The following is a 16675-nucleotide window of genomic DNA, read 5'->3' on the forward strand; positions in this document are numbered from 1 at the left end:
TTCTAAAATGATATATTCTATTTTTAAGTTGTAAGTCCTGCATAAAAAAGAAACACCTTGATTTATATCAAGGTGTAATAAGTTCAAAACTTTCCAAATCAGCCCCGGTTACAAAAGGACTAACCTCACCAACGCTATAAAGCTGCAATTCATGCATCGCGCGCGTACAAGCAGTGTAGAACAATCTACGAAGGCTTGCATCACTGTACACATCTTTAGAGGCATTGTAAATAATAACAGCGTCAAATTCGATACCCTTCGCTAAATAAGCAGGAATAACGACAATGCCTTGCTCATACTCAGCAGAGTTACTTTTCACAAGTTTAATATTCTCGATATGGCTGAGTGCTTCGTAGGCAACGGCACTCTCGGCTGCGGATTTACATATAATTGCGATCGTATTGTGCTGTTGTTTTTGTAATTCAGCGACTTTGGCAGTAATATGTTCATGCAGTTCGTTGTAATCAGAAACTTTCGTTACTGTAGGTTTCTCGCCGTCACGTTCAAAGGCGTTAATGTTCTTTCCTTCCGGTACGAGATAGCGTGTAAATTCAATAATCGGTTTTGTTGAGCGATAGCTACGAGTTAAGTTGATGCCGTTTGTTTCGTCTGGCCCGTATAAGCTAGTAAGTGTATTGAAATTAACCGTTTCCCTCGCATGAGCGAATATCGCTTGGTTAAAGTCTCCGAGTACCGTCATTTTTGCTGCAGGGAAGAGACGTTTTAAAAACTCGAATTGAAACGGAGAATAATCTTGTGCTTCGTCTACGAGTACGTGTTTAATGGATCTGTTTGTTTGGAAGCCTTCAATTAATTCTTTTAAAAGTAAAAATGGAGTCGCATCCTCGTAATATAGCTTTCCTTCATCAAGCATGTTTACTGTTAATGAGCAAATGTCGTCCCATTCTTTAGGTTTTTCTCCAGTAACCCATGATGAATTTGTGAAGAGTTGTTTATATATTCCTGTGAAATTGATGAAGCGTAGCGTTTGAACGCCTTTACGCAATGGCTTTAATTTTTTGCGGACAATCATACGTCCGAGTACTTTCGTTTCTTTCTCATAATCATTAAAGGAATTGTCGTCAAACTCTCCTTTTTTCTGTAAGTATTTATAAGCCTTTTGATATTCATCTTTACTAAGTAATTCAATTTCTTCTTCTACCCAAGGTTTTTTCAGTTCTGTTTTTTCGATTGTATCTATTTGTTTATTTAGCCAATCCGTTAACTTCTCGATTCTATTATGGAAGCGGAGGGAGGAATCAGTATTATAAAATTGCTCTGTAATTTCTTTAGCAGAGGCAATCAGTTTTCCTCTAAATTTCATTCCTCTAAATAACATGCCTGAAGATTCAAGAGATTGTCTGTACGTTCTAATCATATCGAAAAATTGAGTAGATGCTTTAAATCGAATGCTCGCATTTCTAGTTTTATAGGCAGGGCTATTCGTTTCAGTTAGCATATATTCTAGTTGCTCATAAGGATCTTCAACGTCAAATGACTTGCTTAGTCTATGGTTTAAATATTCCTGGAATGTAACTTGCTGCATATTCTCTTCACCGAGTTCTGGCAATACGTTAGACACGTAGCTGTTGAACATGGAGTTAGGGGAGAAGAGAATGATTTGATCCGCTTTTAGCCATTCGCGATATTTATATAGTAAGTAGGCGATTCGCTGCAATGCAGCTGATGTTTTACCACTACCAGCAGCGCCTTGAACGATAAGTAGTCGCCCTTCATCGTGACGGATAATTTCATTTTGCTCGCGCTGGATAGTAGCAACAATACTTTGCATATGTTTGTTTGTACCTTTTCCGAGCGCTTGTTGCAGGATTTCATCTCCAATTGTGAGGCTCGTATCGAACATGGAATCAATCTCGCCATTTTGAATAATATATTGTAATTTTTTCTCCACATTGCCGTGGATTACGCCTCCTGGTGTACTGTACTCAGCTGGTCCTGGTGGATAATCGTAGTAGACACTTGAAATGGGTGCGCGCCAATCGTATATAAGAAAGTTTTCTCCGCTTGCATCGGTAAGGGTAGCCACCCCGATATAAATTTGTTCTGCACCAACTTCTCCTTCTTCTTTGAAATCGATTCGTCCGAAGTAAGGTGCTTTATGCATACGGCGTAGTGCGGCAAGTCGATTAAAGGTGTGCTTATGGGTAATTTGTGTTACGGCTAGTGACTGAGCTTGTTGTCTTAAGTTGATAACTGTTTCAAGATAATCGTCAAAAGTATCAGTGTTAACTTTTACATCATCCCAGAAGTGTTTGCGAATGTTGATTACTTCTGCCCGGCGTCTGCCAGTTTCGCTTTCCAGTTTATCAATTTGCTCCGTAATCGTTTCTATTACGGTATCCAAGCGTTTTTGCTCTTGATCAAGTTTTTTGTTCATACGGTAAGCACTCCTTTAAAAGTGAAAAATAGAGGTTGACTGAAAATAGATTTTGTTGTACAATTAAGATACGGATAAATACATTCTCTTATTTTTTTAAGAATGCGTTTCTGTACTAATTTAACATAGTTCTTGAATTTAATCAATGATAATAAGATAAACCTTGGTTCCGCATGTGGTGGAATCGAGGTTTTTTGTTGTCTTTTAAGAGGGAAGAGCGATCATTGTCAGTTTTTGTCGGTAAGTCGATATAATTGAAAAATCGCCGATATAATTGGAGTTACGGTCGATAAATTTTGAGAATCGCCGATATAATTGGAGTTGCGGTCGATATAATTGAAAAATCGCTGATATAATTAGATCCGTAGCTGATTGATCCGGAGAACGGATCATATAATTTCATTTACCGAATCTGAACGTAATGTAACGCAAGGAGAGGGCATACAAAAAAAGCTCGGGCTTAGCCCGAGCTTTTCATTATTTCTTTTCGTCTTTTTTAGCGTCAGCTTTTGGTTCTTCGAAAAGATCTTTCAAATCTTTATCGTCAACTTTTACGTCAGCTTTTTTGATTTCTTTCATCATAAGATCGTTCATGAATTGAGCATCTTGTGCTTTCTTTTGAACAAGTTCTTTTTTGATGTCGCCTTTTACTTCATCAAATGGTTTTTGTTCTTTAATATCTGTTACTTTAATGATGTGGTAACCGAATTGTGATTTTACAGGTTCGCTTACTTCATCTTTTTTCATTTTATAAGCTGCGTCTTCGAATTCTTTAACCATTTTACCAGCTGTAAAGTAGCCAAGGTCTCCGCCTTTTTCTTTTGAACCAGTATCTTCAGAGTATTGTTTCGCTAACTCTTCGAAAGATTTACCTTGTCCAAGCTCTTCTTTAACCTTTTTCGCAGTAGCTTCATCTTTTACAAGAATGTGGCTTGCTTTAATTTCAGGCTTGTAGTTTTCTTTTAGTTCTTTATCAGTGATTGTTTTTTCAATCGCTTGTTCTTGAGCCAATGAAGCGCGAACGCCATTTTTAACTGTTTCTTCTTTAAGACCTTGTTGTTTCATTAGTGTATCGAATTGGTCACCGACTTGCTTTTTCATTTCATCGTACTTTTTGTCCACTTCTTTGTCATCGACTTTGTAGTTTTTAATAAGTACTTTTTCCATAACCATGTTATTTAGTACTTGTTTACCAGCTGTTTGTTTCATTTGAGTGTAGAACTCTTCTTTAGTGATGTCACCAGCTTTAGATGTAACAACTTTGTCTGATGATGATGATGTTCCACATGCTGATAATGCGATTACACTTGTTGCGGCTAAGGCAAGCATAGCTTTCTTCATTCAATAAACACTCCTACTATTATGTATTTTTAATTTATCCCGTACAAATGAAGAAACGCCTTATGATAGGTTATTTTCGTTCATAAGAACCTGATTAAGTCTCACTGATGTCTTTGCTTTTTTAATATGTAAAAGCACGCTTAACAGGGCTTACCTAGGCTTTAGGATAAAGTTTAGATGCGTGTCGTTTATTTCATAGTATAAGCAATATGTACAAAATTTAATATATCATATTTCGACGAGTTTTCCTATTGATAAAGAAATTTTAACCAGTTTGTGTCAGATTTTGAAAGGGTACCATATTGGGCGAATGCCGCATATATAGAAAAGAGGAGGGGATGGGGGATGAATTCTCAACTTATTTTATTACTTGTACTGTTTATTTTATTGGTTATAGTAGGTATAATTTGCTTATAGAGGAAAAAAATGAGGAAGGGGCTTTCCTTCCTCACTTTCCATGAAATATAATTTCTATATAACTAGAAATTAATAGAATGGTAATACATACATTAATAACTCGAAAGACACCGGGCTGGCGGCTCGCAGATATTTGTTTTCGCTCACACAGTGTATGTGTCATGAAATTCGTGTAAAATATAACAAGAAGTGCGAATGCAACAAAAACAACGGTTATAAGAGTCATGAGGCGAGACCTCCTTTTGGCTAAAATACATATACTTTATATATTGTATCATACGATATTTTGTTCGTGTTACAAAATTCAGAAATAGAAGACTTTGTGTTAGGAAGCGAGGGAGAAAATGGACGTTGTAAGAAGACTAGAACAAGCTGAATATTACGTAGACCTACTATTTAAAATGATTGATGAAGAAAAGTGTCCATTTTATTCTTTAATCATAAAGAAAAAAGCTCGTAAAAAAGACATTGAACGTATACTAAAACTTTGTGAAAAGCTGAACGAACAATATGTAGTGGAGAAAGCAGAAGGCCTACTATTGTTTGATGCGTTATTAGATCAATTTGAAAAAGCGCTTCCACATCAGCTCGAAGTACACGAAACTGCGGAAGCGCTAGCAAAACAAGGTTTATTTAAGCCACTTATGAATGAATTCTTACGCATGATTGCGAAAAAATAAATAGATTATTTCTTAACTAACTTTTGATCGGATTCCGTAAAGTTCTCCTCGATATCTTCTAATGATTTCTCAAAAATATCGATGAAGTCTTGTCCGTAAATATTACGAAGGATTGCAATCAGTTCGATATTTTCTGGGAACTTACCGTAAAAATTACGAAGTTCAAGTGCCCCATTAAAAACAGAATTATTTTCAGGATCATACTCCTCCATTAAGCAAAGTAGTAATTCTTCCCCTTTGTCTGTAATTTCAATGTACGTATTTCGTTTATCATCTTCTTTTTTTGAGAATACAAGATAGCCGCGTTCTTCAAGCTTTTTAGAGAAGTTAAACGCTGTTGAGACGTGCATAACTCCAAATTTAGCAATCTCAGAAATAGAAGCCCCTTTTAAATGATAAGCGATGGTTAAAATGTGATGCTCATTAATGTTTAAATCGTAAGGTTTAATCCACTGTTGCCAATCTTTCTCTACGCATTTCCATAACGCTTTCGATAATTGAGCAATACGTTGGCTGAAAATCATCGCTTCTTTTACCGAGTAATTTTTTTCTCCACTTTTCATTTACTCACCCACTTTAACATTCTTTTTTCATTATTATCTATTATGCCAGTAAAATAAAAATTAATAAAGTCTTTTTGTGAGAATTGTGAAAATTTTTCGGAAAAACAACATTCTATACAAATCATGCATAACTATGGAAGCGTTTTATGAGTCAAGAATACATGTGTTTTCTTTACATGTTAAGAGATAACATATATTGTAAATGCATAAAAACACGGCATATCTATGTGATATGCCGTGTTAAGGTCAATTCGTGTGAAAAATATTTGTTATATGCAAAAAACTAAGCAGGAATATGTTTACGCTTTTTCTGGAACGGCTTCTTGTAGTTTCTCAATTGACTTTTGAATGTCTAAAATTTCTTTTTCAATATGTCGTTTGTTTTGAGAAATATCTTGTTTCCAGTTAGAAAGCGTGTCTTGCATATCGTCTTTTAGTTCTTGAAATACTTCTTTACCTTCTGAAGCAGTTTCAACGATTTGGCGCTTTAATAATTTTGTATCAGCTGTAATATCAGCTAAAGTCTTTTTAATATCAGTTCCTTTTTCTTTCAGCTTACCGCGCATAGCTTTACCAGAAGAAGGAGTTGAGAAAAGAACGGCTATTCCAGCAACTGCTCCGCCGCAAAGTACACCTGTAATAAAGGATTTAGCTTTTGACATAAAAGGAAACCTCCTTATTTTTCGTTCGTATTCATGATGTATAAAAGTGTGCATATCTTTAAGACAAGGGGAAGAAAAGTGAGTTTTCTCTCTTGTACATGCTATGCACAAAAAATCATACCTCCGGCATTCTTTGTGAAGAAACAAGCCATACAATAAATTCCAGAGGAATCGGCTTGTTATGTATTACTTCTTATTATAGTGGCACTATTTCACACTATTTGCAATTGTGCTTGCGATGTTTTGTAAATTTTCCATTGTATATTCATTTTGGTGTGATTTCCAAACAGCACCGAAACCATCGTTTTCACCGTAGCGTGGAATTAAATGAAGGTGGAAGTGGAATACAGTTTGTCCAGCTTTCTCGCCGTTATTGTTAAGTAGGTTGAAGCCAACTGGATTAAATTCTGCTTTCATTGCATTTGCGATTTTTGGAACGACAGCAAAAATATGTGATGCGATTTCTGGCGTTAACGCAAAAATGTCTTGTTTGTGAACTTTCGGAATAACAAGAGTATGTCCTTTTGTTACTTGACTAATATCTAAAAATGCAAGTACATGTTCATCTTCGTATACTTTTGAGCAAGGGATTTGCCCGTCAATGATTTTACAAAAAATACAATTGTCCGCTGTATGATTCATCGATCTCATCCTTTCAAATAGTCTTAGCCGTATTTTACCATAATTACATAGGAGAACAAACACGAAAAACAGGAAGCTGACTCAGCTTCCTGTTTTCTGAAGAGGGATTGAAAAAGCATTTTTTTATAATTTACGGTTCGCAGACACCTCATTTATATAAGAAATGCACGGTAAATCGGCTAAAGTTTCTGCCGTAGACACCCCATTTTCAAGTGAAATGAATTGCAATCTTTTTAAAAATGAAATTGTTTATTTTTTAAAACAGTATATGCTCTTTCGGAGACACCCCGTTTCGAAAATGAAACAAATTATCTGGTTATGTGTAAATTTCATTGTCCAATTTGGACACCCCATTTCATGATGACTTCACTATGTTGTTGTACTCATCAATTGGTGGTTGCTTTTTCAAGTGTGTTCCTTCTTCACTAATTATGATGTCCGCTTTCGTAAAAATATATGCGAAGAAATTTAAATTTTTTTTTAAGACATCGATACTATGTAGTACAGCGCCATTTTTGGTAAGATGAATGTAGAATGAATACTAATGAAGAAAGTGGTGTCGTATGAGCGAGTTATTGCGTGTAGAAAATGTTACAGGAGGATATACGAAACGACCTGTACTGCAAAATGTTTCGTTTTCTGTTAATAAAGGCGAACTTGTCGGCTTAATCGGTTTAAATGGAGCCGGGAAGAGTACGACAATTAAACATATCATCGGTTTAATGGAGCCGAAAAAAGGAACTGTCACAATTAACGGGAAAACAATTCGTGATGATATGACAGCGTACCGTTCTAGTTTTTCTTTCATTCCAGAAACGCCAGTATTATATGATGAGTTAACGTTAGAAGAGCATTTGAAATTAACAGCGATGGCGTACGGTGTAGATGAAAAACAGTACGAAGAACGTGTAGGACAACTATTACAAGAATTTCGCATGAAAAATCGTTTGAAATGGTTTCCGTCTCATTTCTCAAAAGGGATGAAACAAAAAGTGATGATTATGAGTGCATTTTTAGTTGAACCATCACTTTACATTGTGGACGAACCTTTCGTTGGGCTTGATCCGTTAGCGATTCAATCACTCCTTCAAATGATGGATCAAATGAAAAAGAGTGGTGCGGGCATCTTAATGAGTACACATATTTTAGCGACAGCAGAGCGCTATTGTGATTCATTCATTATTTTGCATCAAGGTGAAGTGAGAGCGAAAGGAACGTTGGCTGAATTGCAATCACAATTTAACATGCCTGGTGCAACGTTAGATGATATTTACATTGCATTAACAAAGGAAGAAGATTATGAATAGCACAGCGTTATGGAAAGAACGATTTCGGCACTTTCTAAAAGAAGTTCGTACATATAGTAAATACGTATTTAATGATCATTTGAAATTTATTTTCGTATTTATCATCGGTGCAGGAGCGTATTATTACCAGCAATGGTTACAAACGTTAACACCTTCGTTTCCGACAGCGATTGTTATGGCAGTCTTACTTGGCCTCGTATTAACAGCTGGATCCATACAAACGCTATTAAAAGAAGCGGACCTTGTGTACTTGCTGCCAGTTGAAGAAAAGTTAAAGCCTTACTTTACAAAGGCATTTCTCTTTACGTTTATGATTCAGTTATACATAATCGCAATGGTAGCCGCTGCGCTTGCCCCGTTATACTTCCAGCAAATGAAGCAAACAGGAGCGGCTTACATATGGATTGTAATCGCGTTCGTCATTGTAAAAGCGTGGAATTTATTCGTAGCGTGGGAAAAATCATTTTTAACAGATCAAAGCGTTCAAAAAGCAGATTGGTTCATTCGCTTTATCTTAAACGGCTTATTTGTGTACGTCCTTGTAGAACGTACTTCAGTCATTTTTACCGGTGTAATTGTTTTTCTTATGGCGCTATACCTTGCTGTTATGCATCAAAAGGTGAAGGGAAAGCCGCTAAACTGGGAGTATTTAATTTCTGAAGAAGGTAAAAAAATGATGCTGCTGTACCGCATTGCGAATATGTTCGTTGATGTACCAGCGTTAAAAGAGAGAGTATCACGTAGGAAATGGCTTGATTTCATTCTTTCGATAATTGGTGAGAACCGTACATATTTATACTTATATACGAGAACGTTTTTAAGATCAGGTAACTATTTCGGCTTATATATGCGTTTACTCGTTCTTGGAGGAGTCATTCTTTACTTCATCCCATTTTTATATGGACGTTTTATCGTAAGTCTTATTTTCTTATACTTAATCGGCTATCAGCTATTAACCCTTTGGAAACATCACCGCATGAAAATTTGGCTTGATTTATATCCAGTAGGGGTAGACGAGAAGAAGAACGATTTTCTTACTTTATTAAATGCGATTCTCATCATCGGTAGCGTTGTATTTACAGTTATATTTGCACTTGCGACGAAAGATTTCATAATGACCGGCATTTTATTTGTCGTAAGCATATTATTTAGTATTGGTTTCGTTTATCAATACGGTGCGAAACGCATTGAACGTTTAAACTGAAGGGAATGAACCTATGATTACATATGAAGAGAAGGTTATAAAAGAATTGGAGCAGTGGAAAGCTACATTCATGAAAGATTCTTCTATGATGACACGGTTCTCTAAAAAAGTGCAGGTAAAAGTGCAACAACTAGTGCCGGCGAAAGTGCAAAAGGTACTAACAGAAACGATTCGGATGATGGTACAAACAATTAGTGCTGGATCAAACTTCATAAAACCGAAGCTAAAAGAAACGAACTGGTCACTGCAAAGACGAGACGATGAAGTACGTAAAAAAATGGATGAGTACAAAAAAGTCGCAGCGGCAGAAGGAGCAGGAACGGGAGCAGGTGGTATTCTCCTCGGTCTTGCTGATTTTCCGCTTCTACTTACCATTAAAATAAAATTTTTATTTGATGCAGCAACATTGTACGGATTTGATACGAGTAAAAAAGAAGAGCGCCTTTTTATTCTTCACGTTTTCCAACTTGCTTTTTCGAGTGATGACCATAGAAAAGAAGTATGGAAAGCAATTGAAACGTGGGATACAGAAGAAGAAAATCATATGGACTGGGAAAAGTTTCAAACAGAATACCGAGACTATATTGATTTAGCAAAAATGCTTCAGCTTGTCCCAATCATCGGTGCCCCGGTCGGCGCGTATGCGAACTATCAATTATTGCAAAGGCTTGGGGAAGTGACGATGAATTGTTATCGTATGCGCTTGCTTAATAGAAATTAATTTGCTTTATAAAAAAGAAGGCATCCTAAATTACACATTTAGGATGCCTTCTTTTTATTTATATTTATTATTCCCTGACGAATGAAGGAATGGAGCGCAATCCCTGTAATATATTTACGGAAATCTTATTAAACCATAACAATATCTTACCACCTCTAATCAATTACTTATAAGTGGGGTCTCGCCACATCGCCATCAACTTAAGAAATTGGCATTTCCCCATATCGAAAAAAATGAGCTGAATTATTATAAATAACTCTGGAAAGATAAAATTTTCATTTTGGGGATACTTCAAAATATTAGCTTGGTGGACATAGGTATCACCACATGTCCATGGATTAAAGAAAGAGCCTATTATTAAACTGTACCCTACTCTTTGGGTCGGAAGAGGTGCTATAGATGAATGTAAAGACATATAGGGCTCAAGTGTTTTCTTGGTCTAAGGAGACCAAGGTAGAAATAGTAGAACTCATTTCCGCCGGCATAGGTATGGCCGGACCTGTTCTGTTCGCCACAGTTCTAGGCTATCCCGCTCTTGGTTTTGCTGCATCGGTCGGCAGTTTGGCAGTCAGTAGCGTGAAAGTCGGTTCGAGTTTTATAAATCACGGGAAAAAGTTGGCATCAGCGCTGCTATCAGTAGTGCTCGCTGCGATTGCTGCTGTTCTCTCTTTCGGACATGGCTATCTGACATTTGGAGTCTTGATCCTGCTGGTAAGCCTTGCTGCGTTAATTGGCGGATATAGTCGTGCCTTGGCGGTGGCAACAACACGCTTTGTCGTATTCCTGATCATCATCCTCAACATGGTCGACCAGACGGAGTACCGGATGGAACTAATTTTTTCAATCTTAGCAGGGGCGATTTGGACCGTCAGTATCAGCTTGGTGCTAGGCATCTGGGTACACCGTTGTTATAAATCATCGCTGGATGGAGATGTGAAAGGGCCAACATCGAAAAAAATCATTCTATGGCGGAATTCTCTTGCACACCTATCCGGTTGGCAATTCCCAATCAGGCTCGCATTATGTCTAAGTATAGCTGAGGGATTGCGAATACTTTGGCCCGAGCACCACTTCTATTGGATTGCAATTACCGTAGCGATCCTTACTCAGCGGAAAATAGAACTCTTTCCAATCAAAACAACACAACGAGTGCTTGGTACAGTAATCGGCGTGATTGTTGCGAGCTTGCTTCTCGCAACTAGTCTACCAATTTGGGGGTTAGTTATAAGTATCGGGCTATTCGCAGGTGTTCGACCTCTTCTAAAGGTTCGAAATTATCTTGTATACTCTGCAACCATGATCCCGCTCATTATTTTGATCATGGAAGCCGGCAAGCCGTTCCGGTTTATCATTCTGTTCGACCGTGTATTTGCAACCCTTATCGGTGCAGTCATCGTGATTGCAGTGAACTTGATATTCAGTAGAGCGATGGCGAAATCAGTGTAAAGGTGGTTATCTAGCCAAAGATGCTTTACTTGGAATAAAGTTTGATTAAATTAACTTAATAAACCTTGATAAAAGAGCAAATAAAAAAAGCGTGGTTCGAAAAAAGATTGTTCAAAACACGCTTTTTCTATATTCAATTAAATCATCCTTTTATTAAACTTTGTTTCATGGCCACAAAATGACATCTAAAAGTTAGACACGTTATTTCATTAGGAAGTTTCTTGGGCATGGGTCCGGTATTGTACGAGGGCTCATGCCTTTTAGTTTTGCCTTTGCTGTTGTGTATTTTATATTGTGGATCCATTGACAGTTACTTTTGCGTCTATAGTAAATCCTAATCTTGCATCTACAGATGCCTACAACATTATTATCCTGCCAATATGGAGAATCATAGAAACATAGGTTGTCCACTTTAGACACGACACGTTTTCCTACATTTAAATTGTTTCGTTCCAATCGACTGCAAAATGAACGAATACGTTTCTCCTTGTCTCACCAGATTTCTTGGATTTAAAGCCATTTTCCCTTTTAGGGTGATATAGTCCTTAAGATCTTGTTAAACCTGTGCAATTACGGTTGGAATTTCATGCTGTTTGACACATATCCCCAGGCTATCTGGACATGATAAAAGATGAGGTGACTGACATGAAGGATAAAATATTAGAATTAGTACCAGGATCGGTAAAAAAATTACTCCAGAAAAAAGTTAAAGATGGAAACCGATGCATCATTGATTTGGTTGTGGATGATGCAACTGCTTATGGATTTGAACCGGAGCAAGTAGTCCCCTGTATCATGGCGGGTTATTATGTTTATGAATCCACCACCTATCCCAGTGAAATGGAGGAAGAATGGAAGCTGAACTTGGTTTTTCATGCGGCCAATCGCTCGGCAATGAAGCTTCTGTCTTATGGGAAGTATAAAGCGAAACAATCTGAAAGTGGATGGATGAGATATACAAATCCATAAGGTTTACTTAACATACACTAACTAGCTTGGTGAGCATGAGGCACCGTCACATGCCCATCAACCTGAGATTTTGAAATAGCACCAAGTATTTTGGTGAAAAAAAGAAACATTTAAGTTCCTAATGACATTTTTCTAATGTAAGTTATAACATTGCCTAAACAACAACTACCTTGTGGATTGTTTACTTCACAACCACATCGGTTTTCTCTTATGTTTTCGCGAATAAGCTCTACTGGATTAGGAGTAAGTCCATTTTTCACATATTGTTTAATTTTTTTAGTTCTTGAATTTTACGTTGGATGTCCTCTAATTTAAGAACAGTGAAATCATATATGTCACCGCACTTTGCTTCATTGCGATCGACCATTTGTATCGAATGGTCTCCGTGTTAACGCCACACTTTTCAGCCAGTCCTCCAATAAGATATTGCATCTGTCGCACCTCATATAAAGTATAAACCCTGTACCATAGTACAGGGTCAAGGAAAGTATTATTTACTATATTATCGATCTACTTTCTTAAAATAAACTGTCATTATTCAATAAGTCTTATTCAACAATATGGTCCGATTGCGAAATTCTAAAACTACATTTAGAGCGATTAACCTTTATCACCACGTAACTCTTTACTACAACGTTTTACAAAAAACGCTGTTATTAAAATAATAATTCCTATACTCAAAACAAGTAATTGATCGAGTGCAATCACATCACGAAAAATCCAACGAGAAACAAAACCGAAGCTAGACATGCACACACATATAAAACCAAAATAATTTAACCATCTATGTACATTTTTCATTCTTTCCCCTCCTAAAACTACATTTTATCATTCCCTCCTGTTTTTGGGTGTGAGTGCTGGCTAGTCGTGTGGCGATACCCCATGCCCATCAAGATAAGGTCTTTAAGTACCCCCTAAACAAAATTTTTAATTTTTTTACAGTTATTTATGTGAATTCAACTCGTTTTAGGAACAATGCATTTTTTAAGTTGATGGCTATGCTCAAATTTGAGAGTCTTTTTTTGCTATTTCTATTCATATTTTTTTGTTTTTTACCAATAATATACAGATAAGGTGGATTTGTTTATAAAGCTACTTGAGCTTACTTTACTGTATTTAGGGGTGCAAATATGAAAGTATCAATATTTATTACTTGTGTTGCAGATGTTTTTTATCCAGAAGTAGGAAGAGATGTTGTGGAAATTCTTGAAGATTTAGGGTGTGAAGTGGATTTTCCTAAAACTCAAACTTGCTGCGGACAACCAGCTTATAATAGCGGGTATGTTAAAGAAACAAAAACAGCTGCAAAACATATGATTGAAGCCTTTGCTAGTTCAGAATATGTTGTGGCACCATCGGGCTCTTGCGCTATGATGGTTCACGAGTTTTCTAGCTTATTTTCTGAAAGTGAAGTGGAGTGGAAGAAAAAAGCTACTGAACTTGGAAATAAAACATATGAGTTCACACAATTTCTTGTGGAAGTATTAGGGAAAGAAGACTTAGGTGCGGAGCTTCATAAAAAAGCAACGGTTCATACATCTTGTCATATGAGCCGATTAATGGGGATTAAGGAACCACCGCAAAAATTATTAAAATGTGTAAAGGGACTGGAAGTTGTTTCACTGCCGCATAATTATGATTGCTGCGGATTTGGGGGTACATTCTCAGTGAAAATGCCAGAAATTTCTGAGCAAATGGTTGAGGAAAAAGTAAAGCATATTATGGAAACCGGTGCGGAAGTGTTAATTGGGATGGATTGTAGCTGCTTAATGAATATAAAAGGACGTTTAACACGCAATGGTTATCCAATTGATGTAAAACATATTGCTCAAGTATTAAATGAAGATCGAAAACAAGGGGGGATATAGAGATGGGAATGAAAATTGGGAACGATCCCTTTCATAAGCGTACTAAAACAGGCATTGGGGATCCATTTATGCGACAGGCTGTCAGGAAAGCGCAAGATGGTCTTAGAATCAAGAAATTAAAAGCTACTGAGAGTCTTGGAAACTGGGAAGAATGGCGAGCTTTAGGAGAAGAAATTCGAAAGCATACATTAGAAAACCTTGATTATTATTTATATGAGCTGAGTGAAAATATTGAGAAAAACGGTGGTTTTGTTTATTTTGCAAAGACTGCAGAAGACGCAAGGGAATATGTAAAAGAGATTGTAAAAAAGAAAAACGCGAAAAAAATTGTGAAATCAAAATCGATGGTAACGGAAGAAATCAGTTTAAATGAAGCGATTGAAGAAGCTGGAGCGGAAGTGTTAGAAACAGATCTTGCTGAATTTATTCTACAAGTGAACGACCACGATCCGCCGTCACATATTGTTGTTCCGTGCCTTCACAAGGATAAAGAACACATTTGTGAAATATTTAAAACAAAGTTAGATTATACGGGAACATCTGATCCGACGGAAATGGCGAGGTTTGTAAGATCGTATATACGTGATGATTTTTTTGCAGCGGATATAGGGGTGACTGGATGTAACTTTGCTGTTGCAGAGTCTGGGTCAATTTCTATCGTAGCGAACGAAGGAAATGCAAGGCTTACTACGACACTTCCGAAAACGTTGATTACAGTTATGGGGATGGAACGTATTGTTCCGACATGGGAAGAGCTTGATGTTTTAGTAACACTACTCTGCCGAAGTTCTGTAGGACAAAAGTTAACAAGTTATATTACAGGGTTAACTGAGCCTGGCGGGACAGATGGACCTGAGGAATTTCATTTAGTCATTGTTGATAATGGTCGTTCCGATATTGTAGGAACAGAATTCCAAAGTGTCCTTCAGTGCATTCGTTGCGCGGCATGTATTAATGTGTGTCCTGTATACAGGCATATTGGTGGACATGCATATGGCTCTATTTATCCAGGACCAATTGGAGCTGTGTTAACACCGCTTTTAGGGGGATATGATGAATATAAGGATTTGCCTTATGCATCTAGCCTTTGTGGTGCTTGTACAGAAGCGTGTCCAGTGAAAATCCCGTTACACGACTTATTAATTAAACATCGCAGCCGCATTGTAGAAGAAAAACAATCACCCGTAGCTTGGAACGTGGCTATGAAAGGTTTTGAAAAAGCGGTGAAGAGTCCTAGACTATTTTCTTTTGCAGCGAAGAGCGCTCCGTATGCATTAAAACCTCTCGCAAAAGGAGATAAGATTGAGCGCGGCATTGGACCGTTAAAAGCTTGGACGGACGCGAGAGATTTTCCAGTTCCGAAAAAACAACCGTTTCGAGAGTGGTTTGAAAAACACGTAAAGGAGAACGATGATGGCCATCCAAAATCGTGAGGAATTTTTACTCCAATTATCAGAAAAGCTTGGTAGAAAACGTCCAGAAGCAGTGAAAAAACCGAAATGGTCTTTTTCCCCGCAGTGGAATGTTTTTGACGGACTGGCGCAAGACGAACTTGTATTAAAGTTAATAGAGCACTGCGAAGTAATTCATACAGAAGTAAAGCGAACAACAACGGAAAATCTTGTTGAAACATTGGGGTCTTTTATAAAAGAATGGAATATCAAATCTGTTATATGTTCGAATGATGAGCGCTTTAATGAGTATGGTCTTACGCCATGTTTCAGCAATGAAGGTACAACACATTTTCGTACATGGGGATTAGATCATAAAGAAGAGGACATAGCATTTGCGAAAGCTGCCGACCTTGGCATTACGTTCAGTGATATGACTCTGGCAGAATCAGGAACCGTTGTGCTATTTAATGATGGGTTAAAAGGAAGACATGTTAGTCTGCTTCCAGAGTCATACATTGCAATTGTTCCTAAAAGTACGATTGTACCAAGATTAACCCATGCTACAAAACTGATTCATGATCAAAATAAAGCGGGAGAAAACCTGCCCGCTTGTGTGAATTTCGTTTCGGGTCCGTCAAATAGCGCGGATATTGAAATGAATCTTGTCGTAGGTGTACATGGACCAATTAGAACAGCCTATATTATTGTGGATGATCAATAATGATTTACATGTGCGACAGAGCGCGAAATATAGCTGAAGCATTATAAGAATACTGAAAATAGAAAGCGCTGGCTGTTAAATATAACCGGGGCTTTTTATTTTGTGTGCCCTTATTGGTGAAGAAACCTTAAGAAGGAAAATTTTAATCTGTTTCAGTTTTCTACGCTACTATAACTAACTGAATTGTGTCTTTTCTTAGAAGTTAAGCACACTATAACTAGCTCCAATTATAATGAATACGATAAAGAGCAGAATGAGTAATAAAAGCCCACTACTACCGCTCTTACCATCTTCACCACCGCCGCTACCACCTTTACCGCCAGATCCCATATGAAAATCCTC

General features: G+C 37.2%; 17 protein-coding genes and 1 pseudogene. 9 read left to right on the top strand and 9 right to left on the bottom strand.

The window, feature by feature from the left end:
* Positions 1-67 precede the first annotated feature (67 nt).
* The 3 genes from helD to MHB76_RS05295 form a co-directional block, all read right to left on the bottom strand.
* Positions 68-2398: an RNA polymerase recycling motor HelD gene (gene helD, locus MHB76_RS05285; protein ID WP_078174795.1), complete on the bottom strand. Its 2331-nt coding sequence runs from the start codon at positions 2396-2398 to the stop codon at positions 68-70.
* Between the two features lie 477 nt (positions 2399-2875).
* Positions 2876-3739 (bottom strand): peptidylprolyl isomerase PrsA, encoded by an 864-nt coding sequence (prsA, locus tag MHB76_RS05290; RefSeq protein WP_002159010.1) that lies wholly within the window; start codon positions 3737-3739, stop codon positions 2876-2878.
* A gap of 448 nt (positions 3740-4187) precedes the next feature.
* Positions 4188-4382 carry a hypothetical protein gene (locus MHB76_RS05295; RefSeq protein ID WP_000172692.1) on the bottom strand — a complete coding sequence of 65 codons (195 nt, stop codon included), beginning with the start codon at positions 4380-4382 and terminating at the stop codon, positions 4188-4190.
* A gap of 118 nt (positions 4383-4500) precedes the next feature.
* Between MHB76_RS05295 and MHB76_RS05300 the strand changes: the two genes are divergently transcribed.
* Positions 4501-4836, top strand: coding sequence for a DUF1878 family protein (locus MHB76_RS05300; protein WP_002150076.1), 336 nt, complete (start codon positions 4501-4503; stop codon positions 4834-4836).
* Between the two features lie 5 nt (positions 4837-4841).
* Here the strand turns inward: MHB76_RS05300 and MHB76_RS05305 are convergent, their stop codons facing one another.
* The 3 genes from MHB76_RS05305 to MHB76_RS05315 all read right to left on the bottom strand — a co-directional run bounded on the left by MHB76_RS05305 (position 4842) and on the right by MHB76_RS05315 (position 6703).
* Positions 4842-5399 carry an HTH-type transcriptional regulator Hpr gene (locus tag MHB76_RS05305; RefSeq protein WP_002159009.1) on the bottom strand — a complete coding sequence of 186 codons (558 nt, stop codon included), beginning with the start codon at positions 5397-5399 and terminating at the stop codon, positions 4842-4844.
* Positions 5400-5698: 299 nt separating this feature from the next.
* On the bottom strand, positions 5699-6061 hold the full coding sequence (locus tag MHB76_RS05310) for a YtxH domain-containing protein (protein ID WP_002159008.1): 363 nt from the start codon (positions 6059-6061) through the stop codon (positions 5699-5701).
* A gap of 207 nt (positions 6062-6268) precedes the next feature.
* Positions 6269-6703 carry an HIT family protein gene (locus MHB76_RS05315; RefSeq protein WP_001016832.1) on the bottom strand — a complete coding sequence of 145 codons (435 nt, stop codon included), beginning with the start codon at positions 6701-6703 and terminating at the stop codon, positions 6269-6271.
* 563 nt (positions 6704-7266) lie between these two features.
* On the opposite strand from MHB76_RS05315, the gene ecsA reads away from it, so the two are divergent.
* From ecsA to MHB76_RS05335, 4 genes are all read left to right on the top strand, one after another.
* Positions 7267-8010 (top strand): ABC transporter ATP-binding protein EcsA, encoded by a 744-nt coding sequence (gene ecsA, locus MHB76_RS05320; RefSeq protein ID WP_033710448.1) that lies wholly within the window; start codon positions 7267-7269, stop codon positions 8008-8010.
* Positions 8003-9214: an ABC transporter permease gene (locus MHB76_RS05325; protein ID WP_078174794.1), complete on the top strand. Its 1212-nt coding sequence runs from the start codon at positions 8003-8005 to the stop codon at positions 9212-9214. Before ecsA ends, MHB76_RS05325 begins: the two co-directional genes overlap by 8 nt.
* A gap of 13 nt (positions 9215-9227) precedes the next feature.
* Positions 9228-9935, top strand: coding sequence for an ecs operon protein EcsC (gene ecsC, locus MHB76_RS05330; protein ID WP_002030211.1), 708 nt, complete (start codon positions 9228-9230; stop codon positions 9933-9935).
* A 399-nt stretch (positions 9936-10334) separates the two neighbouring features.
* On the top strand, positions 10335-11381 hold the full coding sequence (locus MHB76_RS05335) for an FUSC family protein (RefSeq protein WP_340985893.1): 1047 nt from the start codon (positions 10335-10337) through the stop codon (positions 11379-11381).
* 142 nt (positions 11382-11523) lie between these two features.
* On the opposite strand, the pseudogene MHB76_RS05340 reads toward MHB76_RS05335, so the two are convergent.
* Positions 11524-11816: pseudogene (locus MHB76_RS05340) on the bottom strand (hypothetical protein); the annotation flags it as partial.
* Between the two features lie 210 nt (positions 11817-12026).
* Here MHB76_RS05340 and MHB76_RS05345 point away from each other — a divergent pair.
* Positions 12027-12350: a hypothetical protein gene (locus MHB76_RS05345; RefSeq protein ID WP_002146752.1), complete on the top strand. Its 324-nt coding sequence runs from the start codon at positions 12027-12029 to the stop codon at positions 12348-12350.
* Between the two features lie 600 nt (positions 12351-12950).
* Here MHB76_RS05345 and MHB76_RS05350 read toward each other — a convergent pair.
* On the bottom strand, positions 12951-13151 hold the full coding sequence (locus tag MHB76_RS05350; RefSeq protein WP_002158997.1) for a hypothetical protein: 201 nt from the start codon (positions 13149-13151) through the stop codon (positions 12951-12953).
* A 329-nt stretch (positions 13152-13480) separates the two neighbouring features.
* Between MHB76_RS05350 and MHB76_RS05355 the strand changes: the two genes are divergently transcribed.
* From MHB76_RS05355 to MHB76_RS05365, 3 genes are read left to right on the top strand one after another with little or no spacing between them, the layout of a single operon-like run.
* Positions 13481-14218, top strand: coding sequence for a heterodisulfide reductase-related iron-sulfur binding cluster (locus MHB76_RS05355; protein WP_199710024.1), 738 nt, complete (start codon positions 13481-13483; stop codon positions 14216-14218).
* Positions 14219-14220: 2 nt separating this feature from the next.
* Positions 14221-15651, top strand: a complete 1431-nt coding sequence (locus tag MHB76_RS05360; RefSeq protein ID WP_340985896.1) for a LutB/LldF family L-lactate oxidation iron-sulfur protein — start codon at positions 14221-14223, stop codon at positions 15649-15651.
* Positions 15632-16333, top strand: a complete 702-nt coding sequence (locus tag MHB76_RS05365) for a LutC/YkgG family protein (protein WP_078174790.1) — start codon at positions 15632-15634, stop codon at positions 16331-16333. Before MHB76_RS05360 ends, MHB76_RS05365 begins: the two co-directional genes overlap by 20 nt.
* Before the next feature lie 195 nt (positions 16334-16528).
* Here MHB76_RS05365 and MHB76_RS05370 read toward each other — a convergent pair whose 3' ends face one another.
* A complete protein-coding gene (locus tag MHB76_RS05370) occupies positions 16529-16663 on the bottom strand; it encodes a sporulation protein YjcZ (protein ID WP_139358341.1) in 135 nt (44 codons plus the stop codon).
* Positions 16664-16675: the final 12 nt, after the last annotated feature.

This window comes from Bacillus sp. FSL M7-1345 (genome assembly GCF_038006985.1).
GTDB lineage: Bacteria > Bacillota > Bacilli > Bacillales > Bacillaceae_G > Bacillus_A > Bacillus_A cereus_U.

Excerpts from the sequence above, each read along its gene's own strand:
- MHB76_RS05355 (WP_199710024.1), top strand. The coding sequence starts at position 13,481 with ATGAAAGTATCAATATTTATTACTTGTGTTGCAGATGTTTTTTATCCA.
- MHB76_RS05350 (WP_002158997.1), bottom strand. The coding sequence starts at position 13,151 with ATGAAAAATGTACATAGATGGTTAAATTATTTTGGTTTTATATGTGTG.
- helD (WP_078174795.1), bottom strand. The coding sequence starts at position 2,398 with ATGAACAAAAAACTTGATCAAGAGCAAAAACGCTTGGATACCGTAATA.
- prsA (WP_002159010.1), bottom strand. The coding sequence starts at position 3,739 with ATGAAGAAAGCTATGCTTGCCTTAGCCGCAACAAGTGTAATCGCATTA.
- ecsC (WP_002030211.1), top strand. The coding sequence starts at position 9,228 with ATGATTACATATGAAGAGAAGGTTATAAAAGAATTGGAGCAGTGGAAA.
- MHB76_RS05315 (WP_001016832.1), bottom strand. The coding sequence starts at position 6,703 with ATGAATCATACAGCGGACAATTGTATTTTTTGTAAAATCATTGACGGG.
- MHB76_RS05360 (WP_340985896.1), top strand. The coding sequence starts at position 14,221 with ATGGGAATGAAAATTGGGAACGATCCCTTTCATAAGCGTACTAAAACA.
- MHB76_RS05300 (WP_002150076.1), top strand. The coding sequence starts at position 4,501 with ATGGACGTTGTAAGAAGACTAGAACAAGCTGAATATTACGTAGACCTA.
- MHB76_RS05325 (WP_078174794.1), top strand. The coding sequence starts at position 8,003 with ATGAATAGCACAGCGTTATGGAAAGAACGATTTCGGCACTTTCTAAAA.
- MHB76_RS05295 (WP_000172692.1), bottom strand. The coding sequence starts at position 4,382 with ATGACTCTTATAACCGTTGTTTTTGTTGCATTCGCACTTCTTGTTATA.
- ecsA (WP_033710448.1), top strand. The coding sequence starts at position 7,267 with ATGAGCGAGTTATTGCGTGTAGAAAATGTTACAGGAGGATATACGAAA.
- MHB76_RS05345 (WP_002146752.1), top strand. The coding sequence starts at position 12,027 with ATGAAGGATAAAATATTAGAATTAGTACCAGGATCGGTAAAAAAATTA.
- MHB76_RS05365 (WP_078174790.1), top strand. The coding sequence starts at position 15,632 with ATGGCCATCCAAAATCGTGAGGAATTTTTACTCCAATTATCAGAAAAG.
- MHB76_RS05335 (WP_340985893.1), top strand. The coding sequence starts at position 10,335 with ATGAATGTAAAGACATATAGGGCTCAAGTGTTTTCTTGGTCTAAGGAG.
- MHB76_RS05310 (WP_002159008.1), bottom strand. The coding sequence starts at position 6,061 with ATGTCAAAAGCTAAATCCTTTATTACAGGTGTACTTTGCGGCGGAGCA.
- MHB76_RS05305 (WP_002159009.1), bottom strand. The coding sequence starts at position 5,399 with ATGAAAAGTGGAGAAAAAAATTACTCGGTAAAAGAAGCGATGATTTTC.
- MHB76_RS05370 (WP_139358341.1), bottom strand. The coding sequence starts at position 16,663 with ATGGGATCTGGCGGTAAAGGTGGTAGCGGCGGTGGTGAAGATGGTAAG.